At 72.5% G+C, this 20,866-nt stretch carries 27 protein-coding genes; 18 read left to right on the top strand and 9 right to left on the bottom strand.

What is annotated here, in order from left to right; translation table 11 throughout:
- The first annotated feature begins 27 nt into the window (after positions 1-27).
- The 13 genes from map to EMA09_RS11535 all read left to right on the top strand — a co-directional run bounded on the left by map (position 28) and on the right by EMA09_RS11535 (position 8,558).
- On the top strand, positions 28-864 hold the full coding sequence (map, locus tag EMA09_RS11595) for a type I methionyl aminopeptidase (RefSeq protein ID WP_129840985.1): 837 nt from the start codon (positions 28-30) through the stop codon (positions 862-864).
- A 164-nt stretch (positions 865-1,028) separates the two neighbouring features.
- Entirely contained in the window at positions 1,029-1,229 is a 201-nt protein-coding gene (gene infA / locus EMA09_RS11590) for a translation initiation factor IF-1 (protein ID WP_206306057.1), read from the top strand.
- A gap of 42 nt (positions 1,230-1,271) precedes the next feature.
- Positions 1,272-1,385, top strand: a complete 114-nt coding sequence (gene rpmJ, locus EMA09_RS11585; RefSeq protein ID WP_049567412.1) for a 50S ribosomal protein L36 — start codon at positions 1,272-1,274, stop codon at positions 1,383-1,385.
- 189 nt (positions 1,386-1,574) lie between these two features.
- Positions 1,575-1,955, top strand: coding sequence for a 30S ribosomal protein S13 (gene rpsM, locus EMA09_RS11580; protein WP_129840983.1), 381 nt, complete (start codon positions 1,575-1,577; stop codon positions 1,953-1,955).
- A gap of 67 nt (positions 1,956-2,022) precedes the next feature.
- Positions 2,023-2,427: a 30S ribosomal protein S11 gene (gene rpsK, locus EMA09_RS11575; protein WP_004571845.1), complete on the top strand. Its 405-nt coding sequence runs from the start codon at positions 2,023-2,025 to the stop codon at positions 2,425-2,427.
- Between the two features lie 27 nt (positions 2,428-2,454).
- A complete protein-coding gene (gene rpsD, locus EMA09_RS11570; protein ID WP_129840982.1) occupies positions 2,455-3,081 on the top strand; it encodes a 30S ribosomal protein S4 in 627 nt (208 codons plus the stop codon).
- A gap of 139 nt (positions 3,082-3,220) precedes the next feature.
- On the top strand, positions 3,221-4,243 hold the full coding sequence (locus tag EMA09_RS11565) for a DNA-directed RNA polymerase subunit alpha (RefSeq protein ID WP_129840981.1): 1,023 nt from the start codon (positions 3,221-3,223) through the stop codon (positions 4,241-4,243).
- A 128-nt stretch (positions 4,244-4,371) separates the two neighbouring features.
- Positions 4,372-4,893: a 50S ribosomal protein L17 gene (rplQ, locus tag EMA09_RS11560; protein ID WP_129840980.1), complete on the top strand. Its 522-nt coding sequence runs from the start codon at positions 4,372-4,374 to the stop codon at positions 4,891-4,893.
- Between the two features lie 182 nt (positions 4,894-5,075).
- Positions 5,076-5,459: an SH3 domain-containing protein gene (locus EMA09_RS11555; RefSeq protein WP_129840979.1), complete on the top strand. Its 384-nt coding sequence runs from the start codon at positions 5,076-5,078 to the stop codon at positions 5,457-5,459.
- Between the two features lie 147 nt (positions 5,460-5,606).
- Positions 5,607-5,990, top strand: a complete 384-nt coding sequence (locus EMA09_RS11550) for an SH3 domain-containing protein (protein ID WP_240796353.1) — start codon at positions 5,607-5,609, stop codon at positions 5,988-5,990.
- 174 nt (positions 5,991-6,164) lie between these two features.
- Entirely contained in the window at positions 6,165-7,076 is a 912-nt protein-coding gene (locus EMA09_RS11545) for an ATP-binding cassette domain-containing protein (protein WP_129840978.1), read from the top strand.
- A gap of 40 nt (positions 7,077-7,116) precedes the next feature.
- Complete coding sequence (locus EMA09_RS11540; RefSeq protein WP_129840977.1) at positions 7,117-7,866, top strand: ABC transporter permease; 750 nt, start codon at positions 7,117-7,119, stop codon at positions 7,864-7,866.
- Positions 7,867-7,898: 32 nt separating this feature from the next.
- Positions 7,899-8,558 (top strand): formylglycine-generating enzyme family protein, encoded by a 660-nt coding sequence (locus tag EMA09_RS11535; RefSeq protein WP_129840976.1) that lies wholly within the window; start codon positions 7,899-7,901, stop codon positions 8,556-8,558.
- 14 nt (positions 8,559-8,572) lie between these two features.
- On the opposite strand, the gene EMA09_RS11530 is transcribed toward EMA09_RS11535, so the two are convergent.
- The 7 genes from EMA09_RS11530 to EMA09_RS11500 all read right to left on the bottom strand — a co-directional run bounded on the left by EMA09_RS11530 (position 8,573) and on the right by EMA09_RS11500 (position 14,932).
- The gene (locus EMA09_RS11530) at positions 8,573-9,529 is read right to left on the bottom strand and encodes a CehA/McbA family metallohydrolase (protein ID WP_129840975.1); all 957 of its coding nucleotides are present in this window, start codon (positions 9,527-9,529) and stop codon (positions 8,573-8,575) included.
- A gap of 14 nt (positions 9,530-9,543) precedes the next feature.
- Positions 9,544-10,248, bottom strand: a complete 705-nt coding sequence (locus tag EMA09_RS11525) for a response regulator transcription factor (RefSeq protein WP_168220594.1) — start codon at positions 10,246-10,248, stop codon at positions 9,544-9,546.
- Positions 10,245-11,510, bottom strand: a complete 1,266-nt coding sequence (locus EMA09_RS11520; RefSeq protein WP_346655824.1) for a methyltransferase domain-containing protein — start codon at positions 11,508-11,510, stop codon at positions 10,245-10,247. The genes EMA09_RS11525 and EMA09_RS11520 overlap by 4 nt, the downstream gene beginning before the upstream one ends.
- A gap of 133 nt (positions 11,511-11,643) precedes the next feature.
- On the bottom strand, positions 11,644-12,489 hold the full coding sequence (locus EMA09_RS11515) for a helix-turn-helix transcriptional regulator (RefSeq protein ID WP_129840972.1): 846 nt from the start codon (positions 12,487-12,489) through the stop codon (positions 11,644-11,646).
- Positions 12,490-12,511: 22 nt separating this feature from the next.
- On the bottom strand, positions 12,512-13,015 hold the full coding sequence (locus EMA09_RS11510) for a DUF6879 family protein (protein WP_129840971.1): 504 nt from the start codon (positions 13,013-13,015) through the stop codon (positions 12,512-12,514).
- A complete protein-coding gene (locus tag EMA09_RS11505; protein WP_129840970.1) occupies positions 13,005-13,226 on the bottom strand; it encodes a hypothetical protein in 222 nt (73 codons plus the stop codon). Before EMA09_RS11505 ends, EMA09_RS11510 begins: the two co-directional genes overlap by 11 nt.
- A gap of 134 nt (positions 13,227-13,360) precedes the next feature.
- Complete coding sequence (locus EMA09_RS11500; protein WP_168220709.1) at positions 13,361-14,932, bottom strand: histidine kinase; 1,572 nt, start codon at positions 14,930-14,932, stop codon at positions 13,361-13,363.
- Between the two features lie 70 nt (positions 14,933-15,002).
- On the opposite strand from EMA09_RS11500, the gene EMA09_RS11495 reads away from it, so the two are divergent.
- From EMA09_RS11495 to EMA09_RS11475, 5 genes are all read left to right on the top strand, one after another.
- The gene (locus EMA09_RS11495) at positions 15,003-15,941 is read left to right on the top strand and encodes a MerR family transcriptional regulator (RefSeq protein WP_129840968.1); all 939 of its coding nucleotides are present in this window, start codon (positions 15,003-15,005) and stop codon (positions 15,939-15,941) included.
- 160 nt (positions 15,942-16,101) lie between these two features.
- Positions 16,102-17,217, top strand: a complete 1,116-nt coding sequence (locus EMA09_RS11490) for an alpha/beta hydrolase (protein WP_129840967.1) — start codon at positions 16,102-16,104, stop codon at positions 17,215-17,217.
- Between the two features lie 36 nt (positions 17,218-17,253).
- On the top strand, positions 17,254-19,020 hold the full coding sequence (locus tag EMA09_RS11485; protein ID WP_129840966.1) for an FUSC family protein: 1,767 nt from the start codon (positions 17,254-17,256) through the stop codon (positions 19,018-19,020).
- A complete protein-coding gene (locus tag EMA09_RS11480; RefSeq protein WP_129840965.1) occupies positions 18,962-19,537 on the top strand; it encodes a MarR family transcriptional regulator in 576 nt (191 codons plus the stop codon). The genes EMA09_RS11485 and EMA09_RS11480 overlap by 59 nt, the downstream gene beginning before the upstream one ends.
- A 111-nt stretch (positions 19,538-19,648) precedes the next feature.
- Positions 19,649-20,398, top strand: coding sequence for a hypothetical protein (locus tag EMA09_RS11475; RefSeq protein ID WP_129840964.1), 750 nt, complete (start codon positions 19,649-19,651; stop codon positions 20,396-20,398).
- Positions 20,399-20,455: 57 nt separating this feature from the next.
- Here EMA09_RS11475 and EMA09_RS28320 read toward each other — a convergent pair whose 3' ends face one another.
- Both EMA09_RS28320 and EMA09_RS11470 read right to left on the bottom strand, forming a co-directional pair.
- Positions 20,456-20,617, bottom strand: coding sequence for a hypothetical protein (locus EMA09_RS28320; protein WP_168220708.1), 162 nt, complete (start codon positions 20,615-20,617; stop codon positions 20,456-20,458).
- Positions 20,614-20,826 (bottom strand): hypothetical protein, encoded by a 213-nt coding sequence (locus tag EMA09_RS11470; protein WP_346655823.1) that lies wholly within the window; start codon positions 20,824-20,826, stop codon positions 20,614-20,616. Before EMA09_RS11470 ends, EMA09_RS28320 begins: the two co-directional genes overlap by 4 nt.
- Positions 20,827-20,866: the final 40 nt, after the last annotated feature.

Below are 20,866 nucleotides of genomic sequence, written 5' to 3'. Positions count from 1 at the left end.
TCCGGCGGCGCGGGGAGAGGGAAGCGCATGCTGGAGCTGAAGACACCCGAGCAGATCGCGCACATGCGTGCCGCAGGTCTGGTGGTCGCCGAGATACACCGCCGGACGGCGGAGGCGGCGGTCCCGGGTGCCAGCACCAAGGACCTGGACGACGTCGCCGCCCAGGTCCTGGCCGACCACGGTGCCAAGCCGAACTTCCTCGGCTACGGCGGCTTCCCCGCGACGATCTGCACCTCCGTGAACGACGTCGTCGTCCACGGCATCCCGGACCGCGCGACGGTCCTGAAGTCCGGCGACATGATCTCCATCGACGCCGGCGCCATCGTGAACGGCTGGCACGCCGACGCGGCGATCACCGTGTTCGTCGGCGACGGCCACGGCGCCGAGCTGCTGGAGCTGAGCCGCGTCACCGAGGACTCCCTGTGGGCCGGTATCGCGGCCATGCGCAAGGGCAACCGCCTCGTGGACATCTCCCGCGCCGTCGAGACGTACGTCCGGCGCCAGCCGCTGCCCCCGGGCGGGAAGTACGGCATCGTCGAGCAGTACGGCGGGCACGGCATCGGCAGCGAGATGCACATGGACCCCCACCTGCTGAACTACGTGGACCGCCGGCGGGGCCGCGGGCCGCGCCTCGTGCCGGGGATGTGCCTCGCGATCGAGCCGATGCTGACGCTCGGCACCCCGAAGACGCACGTCCTGGCCGACGAGTGGACCGTGAAGTCGAACGACGGCACCTGGTCCTCGCACTGGGAGCACTCCGTCGCCCTGACGGAGGAGGGGCCGATCGTGCTGACCGCCCCGGACGGCGGCCGCGCGCGGCTGGCCGCCCTCGGCGTCACGGCGGCGCCCGACCCGCTCGCGTAGTCCGTTTCGTGATCTCTCTTCGGGGGAATGGATCACTGATTCGTCTTTTCGGGTGGGCAGGCGTAAACTGACCCTTCGGTCCTGGTGCACCCATGCGTTCAGGGCTGTCCAGGTAGCCGATCCCGGAAGGTGAAGCGCTCAAGTATGGCCAAAAAACAAGGGCCATCGAGATCGAGGGCACGGTCGTCGAATCTCTCCCGAACGCGATGTTCAGGGTGGAGCTTCAGAACGGGCACCAGGTCCTCGCGCACATCAGCGGCAAGATGCGGATGAACTACATCCGTATTCTTCCCGACGACCGGGTCGTGGTGGAGCTCTCTCCCTACGACCTGACGCGCGGGCGGATCGTCTACCGCTACAAGTAGATCGAGATCAGTGGATCTCTCGACCCGGAGAACCTCAGAACCATGAAGGTCAGGCCGAGCGTCAAGAAGATCTGCGACAAGTGCAAGGTGATCCGCCGCCACGGCCGGGTCATGGTCATCTGCGAGAACCTGCGCCACAAGCAGCGCCAGGGCTGATCGCGGCGGGCCTGCACTCACGCAGCCGCTTCCACACGCCACACACAGATACGCAGTCGCCCGACCCCTCGCGCGCCGCGCGCGGGGACGACACCCCCGGTCGGAGGCCGGGGACCCGGAGCGCTCCCTCGGGAGCCCCAGGGAACGGCGCTGCGGCAGACCTCCACTACCGCTACAGGAGCCAGATCAATGGCACGCCTCGCAGGCGTTGACCTTCCGCGCGACAAGCGCGTCGAGGTCGCCCTCACCTACGTCTTCGGCATCGGGCGCACCCGTGCCAAGGAGACCCTGGCCGCGACCGGGGTGAACCCGGACACGCGCGTCCGTGACCTCGTCGAGGACGACCTCGTCAAGATCCGTGACTACGTGGACGCCAACCTCAAGACCGAGGGTGACCTCCGCCGGGAGATCCAGGCCGACATCCGCCGCAAGGTCGAGATCGGCTGCTACGAGGGCCTGCGCCACCGGCGTGGGCTGCCCGTGCACGGCCAGCGCACCAAGACGAACGCGCGCACCCGCAAGGGTCCGCGCCGCGCGATCGCCGGTAAGAAGAAGCCGGGCAAGAAGTAGTCCGCACCGGAACCTTTCCATCAGGTCCGGTAGCAGGACCGATCACCTCAGCAGGAGTTAGGACCAGATGCCTCCTAAGGGCCGTACGGCCGGCGCCAAGAAGGTGCGCCGCAAGGAGAAGAAGAACGTCGCTCACGGGCACGCCCACATCAAGAGCACGTTCAACAACACCATCGTCTCGATCACCGACCCCACGGGCAACGTGATCTCCTGGGCCTCCGCCGGCCACGTCGGCTTCAAGGGTTCCCGGAAGTCCACGCCGTTCGCCGCGCAGATGGCCGCGGAGAGCGCCGCGCGCCGTGCGCAGGAGCACGGCATGCGCAAGGTCGACGTCTTCGTGAAGGGCCCGGGGTCCGGTCGTGAGACCGCGATCCGCTCCCTCCAGGCGACCGGCCTGGAGGTCGGTTCGATCCAGGACGTGACCCCGACCCCGCACAACGGCTGCCGCCCGCCGAAGCGCCGCCGCGTCTGACCAGGTGAAGTAGGAGACTGATAGACAATGGCGCGTTACACCGGGGCCGACTGCAAGCGTTGCCGTCGGGAGAAGCAGAAGCTCTTCCTCAAGGGAGCCAAGTGCGAGAGCGCTAAGTGCCCGATCGAGATCCGTCCTTACCCCCCGGGTGAGCACGGACGCGGGCGCACCAAGGACAGCGAGTACCTGCTGCAGAAGCGCGAGAAGCAGAAGTGCGCGCGTATCTACGGTGTCCTGGAGAAGCAGTTCCGCGGGTACTACAACGAGGCCAACCGGCAGACCGGCAAGACCGGTGAGAACCTGCTGCGCATCCTCGAGACCCGCCTCGACAACGTGGTCTACCGGGCCGGCTTCGCCAAGTCCCGCGACCACGCCCGTCAGCTCGTCCGGCACGGCCACATCACGGTCAACGGCCGGAAGACCGACATCCCCTCGGCGCGCGTGTCGCCCAACGACATCGTCGAGGTCCGTGAGTCCTCCCGCAACCTGACCCCCTTCGAGGTGGCCAAGGCGGAGGCCGGCGAGAAGACCGTTCCCGCGTGGCTGGAGACCGTCCCCGCGCAGCTTCGGATCCTCGTCCACTCGCTGCCCGAGCGCCAGGTGATCGACACCCAGGTGCAGGAGCAGCTCATCGTCGAGCTGTACTCGAAGTAGTACGGCCCGGCACACGCTCGTCACGGGGTACGGGCGGGCCGGCCGCGCGCCGGCCCGCCCGTACGTCCGGGGGAGCGGTGTTCCACCTGTTGTCTGGCTCGGCATCAAATAGCGGGTGCCGAAGACTGGAGTTCCTCACATGCTGATCGCTCAGCGACCGTCACTGACCGAAGAGGTCGTGGACGAGTTCCGTTCCCGGTTCGTCATCGAGCCGCTGGAGCCGGGCTTCGGCTACACCCTCGGCAACTCCCTGCGGCGTACCCTCCTCTCCTCGATCCCGGGCGCGGCTGTCACCAGCATCCGGATCGACGGTGTCCTGCACGAGTTCACCACCGTGCCGGGCGTCAAGGAGGACGTGACCGACCTCATCCTCAACATCAAGCAGCTCGTCGTCTCCTCGGAGCACGACGAGCCGGTCGTGATGTACCTGCGCAAGCAGGGTCCCGGGCTCGTCACCGCCGCCGACATCGCGCCGCCGGCCGGTGTCGAGGTGCACAACCCCGACCTCGTTCTCGCCACCCTGAACAACAAGGGCAAGCTGGAGATGGAGCTGACCGTCGAGCGCGGTCGCGGCTACGTTTCCGCGGTGCAGAACAAGCAGGCCGGTCAGGAGATCGGCCGCATCCCGGTGGACTCGATCTACAGCCCCGTGCTGAAGGTCACCTACAAGGTCGAGGCCACCCGTGTCGAGCAGCGCACCGACTTCGACAAGCTGATCGTCGACGTCGAGACCAAGGAGGCCATGCGGCCGCGTGACGCCATGGCGTCGGCGGGCAAGACGCTGGTCGAGCTGTTCGGCCTCGCGCGCGAGCTGAACGTGGACGCCGAGGGCATCGACATGGGCCCGTCGCCGACGGACGCGGCGCTCGCCGCCGACCTGGCGCTGCCCATCGAGGAGCTGGAGCTGACCGTCCGCTCCTACAACTGCCTGAAGCGCGAGGGCATCCACTCGGTGGGCGAGCTGGTGGCCCGGTCCGAGGCGGACCTCCTCGACATCCGCAACTTCGGCGCCAAGTCGATCGACGAGGTCAAGGCGAAGCTGGCCGGCATGGGCCTGGCCCTCAAGGACAGCCCGCCCGGATTCGACCCGACCACCGCGGCCGACGCGTTCGGCGCGGAGGACGACGGCGACCCGGGCTTCGTGGAGACCGAGCAGTACTGAGCCGACCGGCCCCGGGCCGTCCGTCATCCGGCGGGCGGCCCGGCGGCCGATCCGCCGCCGGGGCTCCCCGGCGGCTCCGCTGACACCGGTACCTGGTACGGCCGGTGCAGAACCGACAGGAGAGAGTCATGCCTACGCCCACCAAGGGCCGCAGGCTGGGCGGCAGCCCCGCCCACGAGCGTCTGATGCTGGCGAACCTCGCCACCTCGCTGTTCGAGCACGGCCGGATCACCACGACCGTCGCCAAGGCGCGCCGGCTGCGTCCGGTGGCCGAGCGGCTCATCACCAAGGCGAAGAAGGGCGACCTGCACAACCGTCGCCAGGTGATGCAGACCATCCGTGACAAGAGTGTCGTGCACACCCTGTTCACGGAGATCGGTCCGAAGTTCGCCAACCGTCCGGGCGGCTACACCCGGATCACCAAGCTCGGCCCGCGCCGCGGCGACAACGCGCCGATGGCCGTGATCGAGCTGGTGGAGGCCCTCACCGTGCAGCAGGAGGCGGTGGGCGAGGCCGAGGCGGCGACGCGGCGTTCCGTGAAGGAGTCCGACGCGGCCAAGGCCACCGCGGACACCGAGACGGAGGCCGTGAACGAGGCCGCCGACGAGGCGAAGGGCGAGACCGCGGAGGAGTCCTCCGAGGACAAGTGACGCCCGCCCGCGCACAGTGCCGGTGCCCGTTCCCCGAGCCGGGGGACGGGCACCGGTGCGTTGGGGGATCCGCGTCACTTTGTTCACCCTGTGGCCGGCGGCGGGTACTGTCCATACCGCTGCGTATGGCGAAGGGGGTTTCCATCCTGGGAACGGCCATGCGCGCGTGCGAGGAGACAGTTGTGAAGAACGTACGACGGAGTGCGGTGCTCGGGACGTCGGCGGCGCTGCTGGCGCTCGGTCTGGGGACCGCGCCCGGAGCGGTGGCCGCCGAGTCCGCGGCTGCCGCGTGCACGCACCCGAGCTGGTCCAACCGGGACGCGGGGGTCGGGTCCCTCGAGGGCAGCAGGTACGAAGCCCCGCTCCACTCCGGGCCGAACGCGGGCTGTCCGGTGGTGGGTGAGGCCCTGTTCCACATGGACATCTACTACCACTGCTACGTCATCAACTCGGCCGGGAACTCCTGGAGTCACGTCCGCGCCTACAACCGTTTCGACGGTGAGTCCATCAACGGCTGGATCTGGGACGAGTACCTGGACGACTTCGGGTCCACGCGCGCCTGCTGATCCCCTCGCGCCCGGTCACCTCCGCGTCCCGCCCCGTCCGTACGGGGCGGGCGCTCGTGGGCGGGCGGCGGGTACTGTCCATACTGCTGCGTATGGCGAAGAGGTCTCCAACAGGGAGCGGCCATGCGCGAGTGCGAGGAGACAGTCGTGAAGGACATACGACGGAGCGTGGTGCTCGGGACGTCGGCAGCGCTGCTGGCGTTCGGTCTGGGGACCGCGCCCGGGGCGGTGGCCGCCGAGACCGCGGCAGCCGCGTGCACGCACCCGGACTGGTCCAACAAGGACGCGGGGGTTGGGTCGCTCGAGGACGGCAGGTCGTCGGCCCCGCTCCATTCCGGGCCGAACGCGGGCTGTCCGGTGGTGGGTGAAGCCCTGTTCTACATGGACATCTACTACCACTGCTATGTCTTCAACTCGGCCGGTAACACCTGGAGTCACGTCCGCGCCTACAACCACTTCGACGACGACTCCATCAACGGCTGGATCTGGGACCCGTACCTGGAGGACGTCGGGTCCACGCGCGCCTGCTGATCCCCTCGCGCCCGGTCACCTCCGCGTCCCGCCCCGTCCGTACGGGGCGGGACGCCTTTCGTTGACGAAAGTCGGGGGTGGAGGCGCCGTTCGGCAGATACGGGGCGGGGGTGCCGCTTCCTAGCGTGGTCCGCGTCGATGGTCCGCTGACGACGGAAGGGCGCGGGAGACGACGTGATCACGCTGGAGGGGCTGACGAAGCGCTACGGGGACTCCGTGGTGGTGGACGGGCTCGACCTGACGGTGGCGGGGGGCCGGGTCACCGGGTTCCTCGGGCCGAACGGCGCGGGCAAGTCCACGACGATGCGCATGATCCTGGGGCTCGACCGGCCCACGGCGGGACGGGCGCTCGTGGGCGGGCGGCCGTACGCCGAACTGCGGCATCCACTGCGCGAGGTCGGCGCGCTGCTGGACGCGAAGGCCGTGCACCCGGGCCGCTCGGCGCGCACGCACCTGCGGGCGCTGGCGCGTACGCACGACATCCCGGAGCGCCGGGTGGACGAGGTGCTGGCGACGGTGGGTCTGACGGAGGTCGGGGGGCGGCGTGCCGGCACGTTCTCGCTGGGCATGAGCCAGCGCCTCGGGGTGGCCGCGGCGCTCCTCGGCGACCCGCGGGTGCTTGTCCTCGACGAGCCGGTGAACGGTCTCGACCCGGACGGGGTCATCTGGATCCGGGAACTGATCAGGTCGCTGTCGGCCGAGGGCCGGGCGGTGTTCGTCTCCAGTCATCTGATGAGCGAGATGCAGCTCATGGCGGATCAGCTCGTGGTGATCGGGCGGGGCCGGCTGATCGCCGACGCGCCGCTGGCGGAGGTCATCGGGGCGAGTTCCGGGGTGGCCGTCGTCGTGGGGAGCCCGGACCCGGCGGGGCTCGCGGCGCTCGGCGAGCTGCTGGCGGGCGAGGGGGCGCGTGTGTCGGCCGAGCCGGGCGGGCGGCTCGCGGTGGGGGGCGTCTCCGCCGAGCAGGTGGGTCTCGCCGCGTACCGGTCGGGCCTGCCGCTGTCCGAACTGACGACGCGGCAGCCGTCGTTGGAGGACGCCTACCGGGAACTGACCGCCGACGCGGTGCGGTTCGCGGCGTCCTGAACCGGTGGCGTACGGGGATCGAGCGAGGAACGGAAGAGGCATGGAGACGCGTGTGTGGCGCGGGACGCTGGGCTCGGAGTGGATCAAGTTCTGGTCGGTGCGGTCCACTTGGTGGGCGCTGGCCAGCACGGTGGTGCTGATGGCGCTCGTGTCGCTGGTCATGGGCATCGACTTCGCGGGTGACGTGGAGGCCGGGGAGAGCGCGGACGGGCTGACGCTGTCGATCGGGGAGCCGGCGAGCGAGTCCGTGATGCTGGCGCAGTTCGGTGTCGTGGCGCTGGCGATGCTGGCGATGACGACGGAGTTCTCGACGGGCTCGCTGCGGGTGACGCTGACGGCGGATCCGGCGCGGGGCCGTGTGCTGGCGGCGAAGACGATCGTCGTGACGGCGGTGACGCTCGTGCTGGGCGCGGTGGCGGCGTGCGTCGGGCTCGCGGCGTCGGCGGTCGGGCTCGGGGAGTACGGCACGGGCGGCGCGGGGGAGCTGTTCGGGGACGGCGTGGCGATCGTGCTGTACCTCGTGCTGACGGCCGTCCTGACGGTCGGTGTGGCGGCGTGGATCCGCAGTTCGGCCGGCACGATGAGCGTCGTCCTGACGGTGATGCTGGCGCTGCCGATGGTCGCGGCGACGACGGGCGCCGAGTACCTGCCGGGGCGCGCGGGGCTGATCCTGCTGGACAGCGACACGGCGAACCCGCTGTCGCCGGTCGCGGCGGTGGTCGTCATCGCCGCGTGGGCGGCGCTCGCGCAGGGGATGGGGTACGCGGCGCTGCGGCGGCGGGACGCGTGACGCGGGGACACCGGCCGTAGGATCATCCGTTCATGGACATGGAGGGAATGGTCGCCGTGCCGCCGGGACGGGTCACGCTGTCGGACCGGCGGACGCGGCGTACCTGGCCCGTCGAGGTGGCGCCGTACCGGCTCGCGGCGGTCCCGGTTACGCGCGCGCTGTACGCGGAGGTCACTGGCGGCGCCGCGCCTGGGGAGGGCGAGGGGCGGCTGCCCGTCGCCGAGGTGTCGTGGCGGGACGCGGTCGCGTTCTGCGACGCCCTGTCGCGGCGGGAGGGCCGCACGCCCGCCTACGCGTCCGGCGGTGACGACGTCGTTCCGGACACGGCCGCCGACGGGTACCGGCTGCCGACCGAGGCCGAGTGGGAACACGCCTGCCGCGCCGGGACGACCGGGCCGCGCCACGGCCCGCTCGACGACATCGCCTGGTACCGCGCCACGTCGGACGGGCGTCCGCACGAGGTGGGCGGCAGACAGCCCAACGCGTGGGGCCTGCACGACATGCTGGGGAACGTGTGGGAGTGGTGCTGGGACCTGTACGACCCGGAGGTGTACGGGACGTACAGGGTGCTGCGCGGGGGCGGCTGGTTCGACGAACACTGGAGCTGCCGCGCATCCGTACGCCGCCGCAGCCACCCCGCGTTCCGCGTGGACGACGTGGGCTTCCGCGTGGCACTCACCGGCCACGGCTGACGAGCGGCGCGGCGTCAGCGCAGGACGACCGGATTGCTCAGTGCCGCCATGTGGCCTTCACTGTCCCTGACTTCGACGCGGATGAAGGTCGATTCGGCGGCCGTGGTGTGCCATTCGGCGGTGGCCGGGGCCGTGCCGGGGATGTGCGTGCGGTGGGTGCTGCCGCGTTCGGTGCGGAAGTCGATCGTGCCGTCGGGGACGCCCCGCACCGTGACGCGTGCCGTGGCGGGTGCGCCGCCGGTCGTCAGCCGGTCACCGATGCCCGCCGTCCGGCCGGCGGCGGAGACGGTGACCGCGAGACCGACGGCGGCCGACGCGGCGATCCAGCTCCGGCCGGCGCCGAGGCCGGCGAGCAGCGCCCCGGGGGTCGGCGCGTCGGCCAGGACGACGGTGTGCGGGGTGCCGATCTGACCCGCCAGGTGGGCGTCGCTGTCGCCCATGGCGGGCCGCCAGTGCCCCCGGGGGACGTCGGTGGCGAGGGCGCGTTCCCAGGTGGCGAGGGCCGCCTCGTTGTCCGCCTGCCAGGGTCGTCCGGACGCCCACGGCCCGTTCCACACCTCGACGGCGTCGAAGCCGGCGAGCGGGTACCGGAACGCGCCGGTCGGGTAGGGGGCGTGCGGGTGGGCCGCCACGCACAGCCCGCCGACGCCGTGCACCTCGGCCAGTCGCGCGCCGATCGTGCCGTCGTGCGCCGTGCCGCGCCAGTCGATGACCTGCCCCGCTGCGAGCCCGAGCGCCAGCCAGTGCCCGGACGACGTGGTGACCTCCTCGCCGGGGATGACGAGCGGGCCGCCGTCGGCCGTGCGCCACGCGTCGAGGCCGGCGGCGGCGTTGTGCTCCGTGACGGCGATGAAGTCGAGCCGCGCCGCGCGGGCCTCGGCCAGCAGGCGCTGCGGGGTCAGTTCACCGTCGGAGTGGACCGAGTGCACGTGGCAGTCGCCCCGGTACCAGCGCCGTCCCGATGCCGGCATGGCGCGCTCCGTCCTCAGTGGGTGGTGGGTTCGCGGTCCTCGTCCACGATGTCGGCCTTGTGTGCCAGGACGGCGGCCTGGACGCGGTTGCGTACGCCGAGGCTCGTGAAGATCGCGGTCATGTGGGCCTTCACCGTGCCCTCGACGAGGTGCAGGCGGCGGGCGATCTCGGCGTTGGACAGGCCGGCGCCGACGAGGGCGAGGACGTCGCGTTCCCGCGCGGTCAGCCGTGCGACCTGCTCGCCGGCCGTGCTGGTGCCGCGCTGCCGGGTGTCCTGCCCGAGCCGGGCGATGACGCGGCGCGCGACGCGCGGCGAGAGGTACGCGGCGCCGTCCGCCGCCGCCCGGATGCCGGTGAGGAGGTCGCGCGGGTCACCGGACTTGAGCAGGAAGCCGGTCGCGCCGCCGTCGAGGGCGCGCACGATGTACTCGTCCTCGCCGAAGGTCGTCAGGATGACGACGGCCGTCCCGGGCAGGGCGCGCCGCAGCTCCTCGGTGGCGGCGAGGCCGTCGAGCCGGGGCATGCGGATGTCGAGGACGGCGACGTCGGGCCGGTGCCGCAGCGCCAGTTCGACGGCCTCCCGGCCGTCACCGGCCTCGGCGACGACCTCGAACCCGGGGCTCATCTCCAGGATGGCGCGGATACCGGCACGGATCATCGGCTCGTCCTCGGCGAGGAGGACACGCAGACGCCGTGCCGGTCGGTCCGTATCAGTCACGGTGCCAGCGTACGGGGGGCGGTGGACGGCTCCCCGCCCGGTGCCTCGCCGGCCGGGGCCGTCCACCCGGAGAACGAGGGGAGCGGGTGGTCCGCGTCTGCAAGCCAGGGGTGTTGTGTGCCGTCCGGGGTCACCGTGAGGCCGAAGCAGTCGATGGCCGGGGAACCCTGACCCTGCCACCATTCCAGCGCCCCGGACACCTCGTCCCACAGCGCGCGCGGGCCGGACTGGCGTACGGTCGCCGTGGGTTCGCCGTGCCTGAAGGTGACCGACGCCCAGCAGCGTGACCCCTCGGTCATGTCGAAGAACCACAGCGTGGACGCCTCGTCGCCGGCGTCCAGCAGGTGGGCGCAGTGCGGCACGCAGAGTCCGAGGACGAACGACGGGCCGCCGAAGCGCCGGTCCTCGCCCAGGTCGGCCAGCGGCACCGTCGTGGCGGACTCGGCGGCGTCCCCCGGGTACGGGCCGACATGGTCGCGGAAGCGGTCCCAGTCGAGCCGCTGGGCGCGGAGCTTCATGAACTCCAGCGGGCGCAGGAACGGGCCGCTCGCGCTGCCGTCCTCGGCCACGGTCAGGCGCAGGAGGGCGTCCTCGTTCGAGTAGTGCGTGCCCCACGGGGCCACGATCAGCCCGCCGGGGCGGGTCTGCCGCAGCCATGCAGGGGGGACGTCCCGGACGCCGACCGTGGCGATCAGGCGGTCGTATGGCGCCCCGTCCGCGTACCCGTCCCGACCGTCGCCGCACACGACGTGCGGGCTCGCGCCGGCCTCGCGGAGCGCCGTGCGCGCGCGTGCCGCGACGGCCGGGTCGATCTCGACCGTGACGACCCGGCGGTCGCCGAGGCGGGCCGCCAGGAGCGCGGCGTTCCAGCCTGTGCCGCCGCCGATCTCCAGCACGCGCGCGCCCGGGAACACGTCGAGGTCGGCCAGCATGCGCGTGACGACGGACGGCATGCTCGCCGAGCTGGTCGGCAGCCGGCCCGGGGCCTCGCCGGCGTGCTGTCCGTCGTCCCACTGGGTGGTGACCGGGACATCGGCGTACGCGTACCGCTCCCACGTGGCGGGGTCGGTCCGGCGGTCCACCGCGCGGCTGGCGCGTGTGGCCATGTCATAGGGCCACATGAGGTCGGGCAGGAAGGCGGCACGGGGCACCGCCTCGAACGCGGGCGCCCAATCGGCGGTCAGCGCGCCGGAGTCGAGAAGGAGCCGCGTCAGCTCCGCCCGGGGGCCGACGCAGTCCGTGCGATCGTTCCGCACGTTCACTTGCGGTGTTCTCCGTCTCATCTGGGTGGACCGCCTTCGGCGACGGGGTGTCGTCCGGCGGTTCGGTGTGTGGGCACAAGGCGAGGCAAGCATGGGCCGGTGCATGATCGACCGTGCCCGATCGGACGCGTCATCACTCAAGAGAGTCAATCGCCCTCGCGATCAGTGTCCGCGCGTCCGCGCCGTGCACGGCCGATTCGACGAGGCCCTTGAATGCCTGGGAGTACGCGCGGATCTCGCTCGGCCGTGCGATGGTGAGGAACGCGGAGACGAGTTCCACGTTCACCTGGGAGTCGTCGAAGATCCAGAAGTCCTCGACGGGCCAGAGCGCGGAGCGGTCGGCGTCGAGCGGGATGATGCCAAGACTCACGTTCGGCAGTGCACTGAGCGACGAGAGGTGCGCGAGCTGCCCGGCCATGGTTTCCGCTCCACCGATACGGTGTCGGAGCACACTTTCCTCCAGCACAACAGCGAACCTGCGCCGCCCGTCGTGCAGGACGCGTTGCTTGTCGACGCGGACCTGCACGGCCGCTTCCACGTCGTCCGGAACGGCACGCCGGTCCCGAATGGCCCTCAGAAGGGCATGGACGTACGCGCGGGTTTGAAGCGGTCCGGGAATCAGCCACGACGAGTACGCGCGGAAGTTCTTCGTCCGCTCCCACAGGGGGACGACCGACTCCTGTGCGCGCTTCAGTCCGGAACGCTCCATCCGCCGCCACTCGACGTACGCCCCGTCGATGACCCGGGTTGTCGCGATCAGGTCGGCGGCCTGGTCCGGCACGCCGCACAACCGTGCCCATAGCCGCAGGTCGCTATCCGACGGGGCGGTGCGTCCGTGTTCCAGCCGGCTGCATTTGCTCGGATGCCAGCCGGCTCGATGAGCCAGCTCCCTCCCGGTGAACCCGGCATCCCTCCGCATGTCGCGCAGACGCGTCCCGAGGGCTTCCCGGGCTTGCTGGACGCTGGATGAAGAAGGCATGTTCGGTCTGGTGTCGTGCTGGTCAGGCGGCTCTGTACTCCTCGTGCGGGATCGCGGCTTCCCACAGTGTGTCGAACGCCGTGGCACATCCGGAGACGACTTCCGGGGCTGTCACCAGCTCTTCGCCGGTCATCCGGCCGTCGCCGTCGAAGTGGTTGAACAGCACCGTTGAGCGGTCGAACAGCCACAGGTCGTTTCCCGGCAGCAGGAGCGCGTTCGCCTGTCGGCGGGGCAGCCAGCGCACCTGTTCGCCCGCTTTGATGTTGTGCCCGGTCGTCAGGTCGTACTCGTAGCGGATGTAGGCGCTCACCGGCTCGGAGACGACCCGGGCACGGCGGACCTCGACGCCCCGTGAGACGGCGGATGACACCAGATCGATCCACCACGGCCAGCGCTCGGCCGGATCGAATCGATCGCCCGCCTGCCACGCGGCGAAGGCATCGTCCTCCTCGTAGCCGTCGCGCATCTCCAGGTGGTACGCGCTGCTCCGCGCCGAGCGGAACAGTTCTTCGAACCTAATGCTCACTGGTGCCCTGCACCTCCGGGAAAAACTGCATCATGCGGGGCGGGAACTCGATCACGGTCTCATGCGGTGGAATGTCCATCTCCGCCAGTCGTTCGTGATCGGTGACCCGCCAGCCCTGCAGAATGTAGTTCCCGGTCTCGTCGTCCAAGTACACAGTCGGAGAGCCGTTGTTCGGGCTCTCGGGGTCTTTGCCCAACCTACGCAGGGCCATGGGGTCCTCCGGTTTCTCACGGAAACGCCGACGTGGGGGAGCGTGCACTGCATCCGTTGGCCCCTGCCAGTGGATTGCACGAACTTGCGCGGACCGCCGCGCGATCCGTGCTCTTCGGGGCCTTGTGCGCGAGGTCAGTCGGAGGTGTCGTCGGTCGGTGTGTCCAGGAGCAGTCTGTCCTTCGACACCAGGTGGTCGTCGCGGAAGCACAGGCGGTAGACGTGGGTCGGGGAGAATCTCTCGCTCGCCGCGTAGTACTGGCAGGTCGAGCCCGGCGGGGGTGCCGGTTCGTCGTCGGGGCGCTGGGCGAACTCGCCGCCCGGGAGGCTGCGGTCGATCACCGTGCGGGAGTCGCCGATCTCCAGGGCGTCGTACGTCTCCGCGTCGAGTGCCGGTACGCCCGCGACGGCCACGTACACCGAACCCGCCAGCGCCACCCCGCCCACCGTGATGCCGACGGCCTTGGCGAAGCCGCGGCGCAGGGTCCTGCGGCCGATGACCAGGGTCTCGGAGTGGTCGCCGGACGGTGCCGGGTCGCGGTCGGCGGGGGAGGTGGGGCGGTGCGGCAGGTCGGCGGCGACCCGGTAGCCGCCGTCGTCCGTCGGGCCGGTGTCCAGGGTGCCGCCGAGGAGGCGTACGCGCTCCCGCAGGCCGGTCAGGCCGTGGCCGCTGCCCGGGGCGCGGGCGGCGGTGGCGGGGGCCGGCGGCGGGTCGTTCGTGACGCGCGCGGTCGTGACGCCGTCGCCGTGGTGGACGGTGACGCGGACCGGCGCGCCCGGGGCGTGCTTGGCTGCGTTGGTCAGGGCCTCCTGCACGAGGCGGTGCAGCGCGTGGGCCGTCATGGGCGACAGGTCGTCCGGCGCGGTGCCGGTGGTGTCGAGGGTGACCGTCATGCCGGAGGCGCGGCAGCGGTCGGCGATCTGCCCGGGTGTCTCGACGGCCGGGGTGACGGGGGCGGCGGGGTCGTCGCGCAGGACGCCGATGATCTCGTGGAGGCGTTCGGTGGCGGCACCGGCGCCGGCGCGGAGTTCGGCGGCCTGGGCGCGGACGCGGGGGTCGAGGTCGGGCGTCATCTCCAGGACGGCGGCGCGGACGGCGAGGAGGCCGAGGTCGTGGCCGAGGGAGTCGTGCATGTCCTGGGCGATGCGGGCGCGTTCCCGCAGCCGGGTCTGCTCGGCGACGAGAGCGGCCTCGTGTTCGAGGCGGCGGGCGCGCCGCCAGCCGGCCTCGTCGAGGGCGAGGCGCTGGTACGTGTAGCGGCCGACGAGCCAGGGGAGGAGGGCGAGGATCAGGAGTTCGAGGGGGACGAGGGCCAGTTCGCGTACCGGGTCATCGCCCAGCAGTGGCATCGCGCAGGACGGCAGTACGGCGCAGGCGACCCAGCCGGGCGTACGGGGGCGTCGGGTCGGGTAGCGGCCGGCCAGGAATGCGATGAGGGCGACGGCGGCGTAGCAGCGGTCGTCCCAGGCGGCGGATGACACCGCGATGACCAGGGCGGCCGGGGGCAGGAATCGGTGGACCGCGCCCGTTGCCACGATGATGCCCGTGAGGGCGAGACCGTGGTTGGCGCTGGGTATGCCTTCGGCGTTGACGCTCAGGACGCCGCAGAGGGCCAGGACCCACAGCCCGGCCTCCGCCAGGAGTCCGGGCCGCCGGCCGGAGAACCCGTTCGCCGCCGCGCCGGTGCTGTCGTCCGTCGCGTTCATGTGACGAGCGTACCGGCGGGTTCGTGGCGGGCTTGAGTCTCCAGCCGCTGGAGACCGCAGGCTGTACGGCATGACCGGCGAACCGCTCCTCACCATCGGCGACCTGTCCCGCCGCACCGGCCTGCCCGTGCGGACGATCCGGTTCTGGTCCGACGAGGGACTGGTTCCGCCGACCGACCGCACCCCCGCCGGCCACCGGCTGTACGACACGGCCGCGCTCGCCCGGCTCGCGCTCGTCCGCACGCTGCGCGACCTCGGCGTCGACCTCGCCGCCGTCCGCCGCGTCGTGGCGCGCGACCTGTCGGTGCCGGAGGTGGCCGCCGCCCACGCGGACGCCCTGGACGCGCAGATCCGCACCCTGCGGATGCGGCGTGCCGTGCTGCGCGTGGTCGCCGCGCGGGGGTCCACCACGGAGGAGATCGCGTTCATGCACCGACTCGCCCTGCTGTCCGACGAGGAACGCCGGCGGCTGATCCACGACTTCATCGACGCCGCGTTCGGGGGGCTTGAGGCCAACCCCGAGTTCGTCGCCATGATGCGCGGCGCCATGCCGGACCTGCCGGACGACCCGACGCCCGAGCAGGCCGACGCCTGGGTGGAGCTGGCGCAGCTCACGCAGGACCCGGCGTTCCGGGCCGCCGTGCGCCGCATGGCCGAGCACCAGGCCGCCGACCGATCGGCGGGCGACGACACCGGGCTGCACCACGAGCTGACCGCGTACGTCCGGGAGACCGTCGGCGAGGCGCTGGCGGCGGGCGTACGGCCGGACGCGCCGGAGGCGGGACCGTACGCGGCGCGGATGCTCGCCCGGTACGCGGAGACGTTCGGCCGCCCCGACGACGCGGCGCTGCGCGGCTGGGTGCTGGAGCGTCTCGACGCGGGGAACGACCCGCGCGCCGAGCGGTACTGGCACCTGCTGGCCGTCATCAACGGGTGGCCCGTGCCGCCGTCGCTGACGCCCGTCTTCGCGTGGTTCACCGAGGCCTTGCGGGCGGCGGAGGAGGGGTGAGCGGGGCGGTGTCCGTCCCCGGGAGGACATCCGGGGACGGACAGGCACCGCGCGAGTTCCGTCCGCAGGCGCTCGAAGACGACAGCCGTCCGTTCCTAGCGTGTGGGCCACCACGTCGCGGCGCTTCCGCCGCGGCGGAAGCGCGAGGAGGACACTGCCCATGAGACGCGGAGGACTGGCCGGTGCCGTGGCGGCCGTGATCGCGGCCGGCGTACTGGCCGGCGGGGTCGCGCGCGCCGACGAGCCGGAGGCCGCGCCGCGGCTGGCCGAGCCGGGCGGGCGCCACCCGGTCGGCATGGAGACGGTGCATCTGGTGGACGAGGACCGGGCCGACCCGTGGGTGCCGGACGAGCGGCGCGAGCTGATGGTCTCCGTCTGGTACCCGGCCGCCGAGCCGTCGGACACGCCCGCCCCGTACATGACCCCGGACGAGTCGGCGGCGTACCTGGGGGCGGCCGGGCTCCCGCTGGATCCCGACCTGCTGAGCACCGTCGTGACGCACGCGACCGTCGGTGCCGAGCCGGTGCGCACCCGCCGGGGGCTGCCGCTCGTGCTGCTCTCCCCGGGCTTCGGGATGCCGCGCGCGACGCTGACCGGACTCGCGGAGGAGCTGGCGAGCCGCGGCTACGCCGTCGCCGGGATCGGGCACAACCACGAGGCGGACGGCACCACGTTCCCCGACGGGCACACCACCGGCTGCACCGCGTGCGGCGACCCGGACTGGCCGGCGGTCGGGGCCGTACGCGCCGCCGACGTGTCCTTCGTGCTGGACGAGCTGACCGGGGACGCCCCGGCCTGGGAGCACGGCGGCATGGTCGACGACGGGCGCGTCGCCATGGTCGGGCACTCGGCGGGCGGCTTCAGCACGATTCCGGCCATGCTGGCGGACCGGCGTGTCCGGGCGGCCGTCGGCATGGACGGCAACTTCCACTATCCGAACGACACGCCCATCGGCCGGCCGGTGCTGATGATGGGCGGGCCGAGCCACGTGCCGGGCGGCCCCGATCCGACGTGGGACGAGACCTGGGACGAGCTGACCGGCTGGAAGCGGTGGGTGAGCGTCGGCGGCGCCGGACACCTCTCCTTCACCGACGTGGCACCGCTCGGCGAGCAGGTCGGCTTCCCTCTGCAGGACCTCGACGGGGCGCGGTGCGACGCGATCACGCGCGCGTACGTCACGGCGTTCGTGGACCGGCACCTGCGGGGACGGGACGCCCCGCTGCTCGACGGCGCCTCGGCGCGCTACCCCGAGGTGCTGTTCCACGACCCCGCGTAAATGTTTTACAGGTGTAATACCTGCTAAAATGAACGTATGCCCACCGTCGTCACCTCCCCGCGCCGTCTGTCCGCCCCGCCGCTGCCCGTACTCGCGTCGCTCCGCCTCGCGCGGCCGTCCGACTCGTGGCACAAGCGGGCGTTCAGCGTCCTGATCGCGGCCGGGGTCCCGATCGTGGTGCTGCTCGCCATCGGCCGGCTCGACCTCGCGATGTACACGATGGGCGGCTCGTTCTGCGCCCTGTACGGCCACGACCTGCCCTACGCCGCCCGCGCGCGGACCGTGGCGTGGGTCGTGGCCGGCATGGTCGCCGGCTCGGGCGCGGGCCTCGTCACCGGCGCCCTCACCGACTCGCTGCCCGTGCTGATCGCCGTCGGATCACTCCTCGCGGCGGTGCAGAAGACGGTCTGCGACGGCGTCCGCATCGGGGCGCCGGGGCCGGTCATCCTGACGTTCATCTCGTCCGCGTGCCTCTTCGCCGACCAGCCGCTGGGGCGCGTCCCCGAACTGCTGCTCCTGACCCTGGTGGCCGGCGTCCTCGGCTGGCTCGTCACCCTCGCGCCCGCGCTGCTGCGCCGTGACGGCCCGGAGCGCCGCGCCACCGCGCGCGCCCTCCTCGCCGCCGCCCGCCTCATCGACGCCGGTCCCCTCCACAGCCCCGCCGTCTCCCGTGCCGCCGACGGCGCGGACGCCGCTGCATGGCACGCCCTGCTGGCCGCACGCCCGCACGACGCCGCCCGGCACACGCCCCTGCGGCGCCTCCTCCTGCACGCCGAGACCACCGCCGCCGACCCCACCGCCGGGCCTGCCGACGCCGCACGGCTGCGGTCCTGGGCGCGCCTGCTGCGGCGGCGCGGCCCCGTACCGATCCCTGCGTGGGACGGCCTGCGCGGCACCGCCATGGAGGAGCAGCTCCTCGGCATCGAGGCCGAGCTGGCCGAGGCGCGCCCCCACCGTGCCCGGGGGCCGGCCCTGCGGGCGTTCGCCCCCGGCTCGCCGCTCCTGCCGATCGCGCTGCGCACCGGCCTGGGCTGTCTCCTGGCGGGCGGCGCCGCTGCGGCCCTGGGCGTGGGCCGCCCGTACTGGGCCATCGTCACGGCCGCCGCCATCTACCAGGCGAACGTCACCCTCACGTGGGGCCGCGCACTGCAGCGCGTCATCGGCAACGCCCTGGGCGTCCTGCTGTTCGCCGCCGCCGTGCCGCTGATCCACCTGGGACCCGTCGCGCTGGCGTGCTGCTGCCTCGTGCTGGCGTTCGCGGCGGAGGCGTTCATCACACGGAACTACTGGCTCGGCAGCCTGTTCGTGACGCCGATGGCGCTGCTGATCACCGAGTTCGGGCGGCGCCAGTCGTCCGGCGGGCTGATCGCGGACCGAGTCCTCGACACGGTCACCGGCGCCGTGTTCGGCCTGCTGGCCGTCGTCCTGGTCACGAACCGGCGCGCCCTGGCCCGGGTGCCCCGCCTGACGGCCGCCGCCGACCGCGCCCGCGCCGAGACGGAACGGCACCTCGCCGCCGGCGACCCCGCCCCCGCCGCCCTGGAGGCCGCGCGCCGCCGCCTCGCCACCGCACTGGCCGACCTGCGCGCCGCCACCGACACGGCGGCGGGGGAGTGGCGCCACCGCACCGTCGCCGTACCGGACGTGCTGCGCGTCGAGCAGGCCGGACACCGTACGCTCGCCGCTGCGGTCCGCTACCGCACCCGAGCCCACACCGCAGCCGACACGGAAGGCCCGCGCAGCGATGCCGCACCCCGAGACACCGACGCCCCCGCAGGCCGGGGCGGGACGGCCGCCGCGTGACGGCGCCGGCGACGACACCGTGGCCGTCGTCGTCCGCCAGTGGCGGTCCGTCCTGCCCGGCATCGACACCGCCCCGATGGAGCTGATCGGCCGCGTCAACCGCTGCGCCGCGCTCCTCCAGCAGGCCGAGGAGGCGCCGCTGCGCCGGGCCGGGCTGACGCGGGCCGAGTTCGACCTGCTGGGCGCGCTGCGCCGCACCGGACACGACCTGAGCCCGGGCGACCTGGTGCGGGAGACGTTCTCGTCCGGCGCCGCCGTCACCAAGCGCGTGCGGCAGCTCCAGGAACGCGGCCTGCTGCGGCGGCGCGGCGACACCCACGACCGGCGGGCCGCGCTCGTCAGCCTCACCGACGAGGGCCGCGCGCTCGTGGACCGGCTGATGCCGGAGCAGCTCGCGTACGAGCGGTCCATCCTCGGCGGCCTGGACGAGGCGGCGCAGCGGGAGCTGTGCGAGGGGCTCGGCGAACTGCTCGGCCGCCTCGAGGGCCGCATCGCCCGCCCCGTGGAGGGCGGGTAGGCTCCCGGGCGTGAGGTGAACTCCCGTGTGGCGGCGGCCCGGTGGTCCGGGGACGCGCCGCCACGGACGCGTAGCGCAGACGCCCGTCCGCTCCCGACCCGGAGTCCACCCATGCCGCGGATCCCTGCCTCCCTGTCCGACGTACTCGCCCTCGCCGACGCCGATCCGGCGGTCCTGGGCGTGATCCTCAGCGGTTCGCGCGCCCACGAGGGGATGCCGACCGACCGTTCCGACGACGACGTCCACATCGTGGTGGGGGACGGCCGCCCGTCGGTCTTCGACGGCCTGGACGGCCACCGTTCCGCGCGCCTCGACCTCGTCGTCATGACGCTGGACGCCTTCCGCACGCGCGGCCTGCCCGGCGACCCCGCCGCCTGGTCGCGCTACGCGTACGCCCGCGCCGCCGTACTCCGCGACGCGAGCGGCGGAACGGTCACCCGCCTCCTCGACCGCAAGCGCGCCCTCACCGCGGAGGAGGGCCGTACGGCCGCGCGCGGGTGGCTCGACGCGTACACGAACCAGACGTACCGGTCCCTGAAGAGCCACCGCGACGGGCGGCCGGACGCCGCGCACCTCGACGCGGCGGAGGCCGTTCCGTACCTGCTGGAGACCGTCTTCGCCCTGCACCTGCGGGTCCGCCCGTACAACAAGTACCTGCGGTGGGAGCTGGAACGGCACCCGCTCGGCGCCGGCGTGTGGTCCGCCGGGTCTCTCCTGCCGCGCCTGGAACGGGTCGTGGCGTCGGGCGACGCGGGGGAGCAGCGGTCGCTGTTCGGCGACGTGGAGCGGGCCGCCCGCGCGGCCGGGCACGGGGACGTACTGGACGCGTGGGGCGACGACCTGGCGCTGCTGCGCGGCTGACGCGGTGGGCCACCGGGTGCCGAGGGGGAAGTACGGCCGGTGGCCCGCGCGCGTCCCTCAGTGGTGGCCGGAGTCGAGGCTTTCCAGGTGCAGCCGGATCGTCTCGCTCATCTCGATGGCCAGGGCGCGGAGTTCGTCGAGGGTGAGCTGCCGCTCCTCCTCGTCGTCCCCGGCGCTGTCGAGGTACTCGGGCTCGTTCGTCTCCTCCGTCCCGCTCACCGCGCCGCCGCCTTCCTCAGCACCTCGGTGAGGCGGACGGCGACGTGGACGGGGCAGCGGCCGAGTTCGACCAGGGGGAGCGGGTAGAGCCCGGCGTAGGTCACCGGGTCCACGCCGAGGGACGGGAAGGTCAGCCCGTGGAGTGCGAGCGCGTCCCGGAGTTCGTCCGTGGCCTGCTCGACGTCGTGCATGGCCTGCTGTGGTGCCAACTGTTCGACCTTTCAATGCAAAGGGTGATCGGGCACTCAC

It is taken from the genome of Streptomyces sp. RFCAC02 (genome assembly GCF_004193175.1).
Taxonomy (GTDB): domain Bacteria; phylum Actinomycetota; class Actinomycetes; order Streptomycetales; family Streptomycetaceae; genus Streptomyces.
Note: the sequence above shows the minus strand (reverse complement) of the source record. Positions and strands in the feature narration are given on the sequence as shown.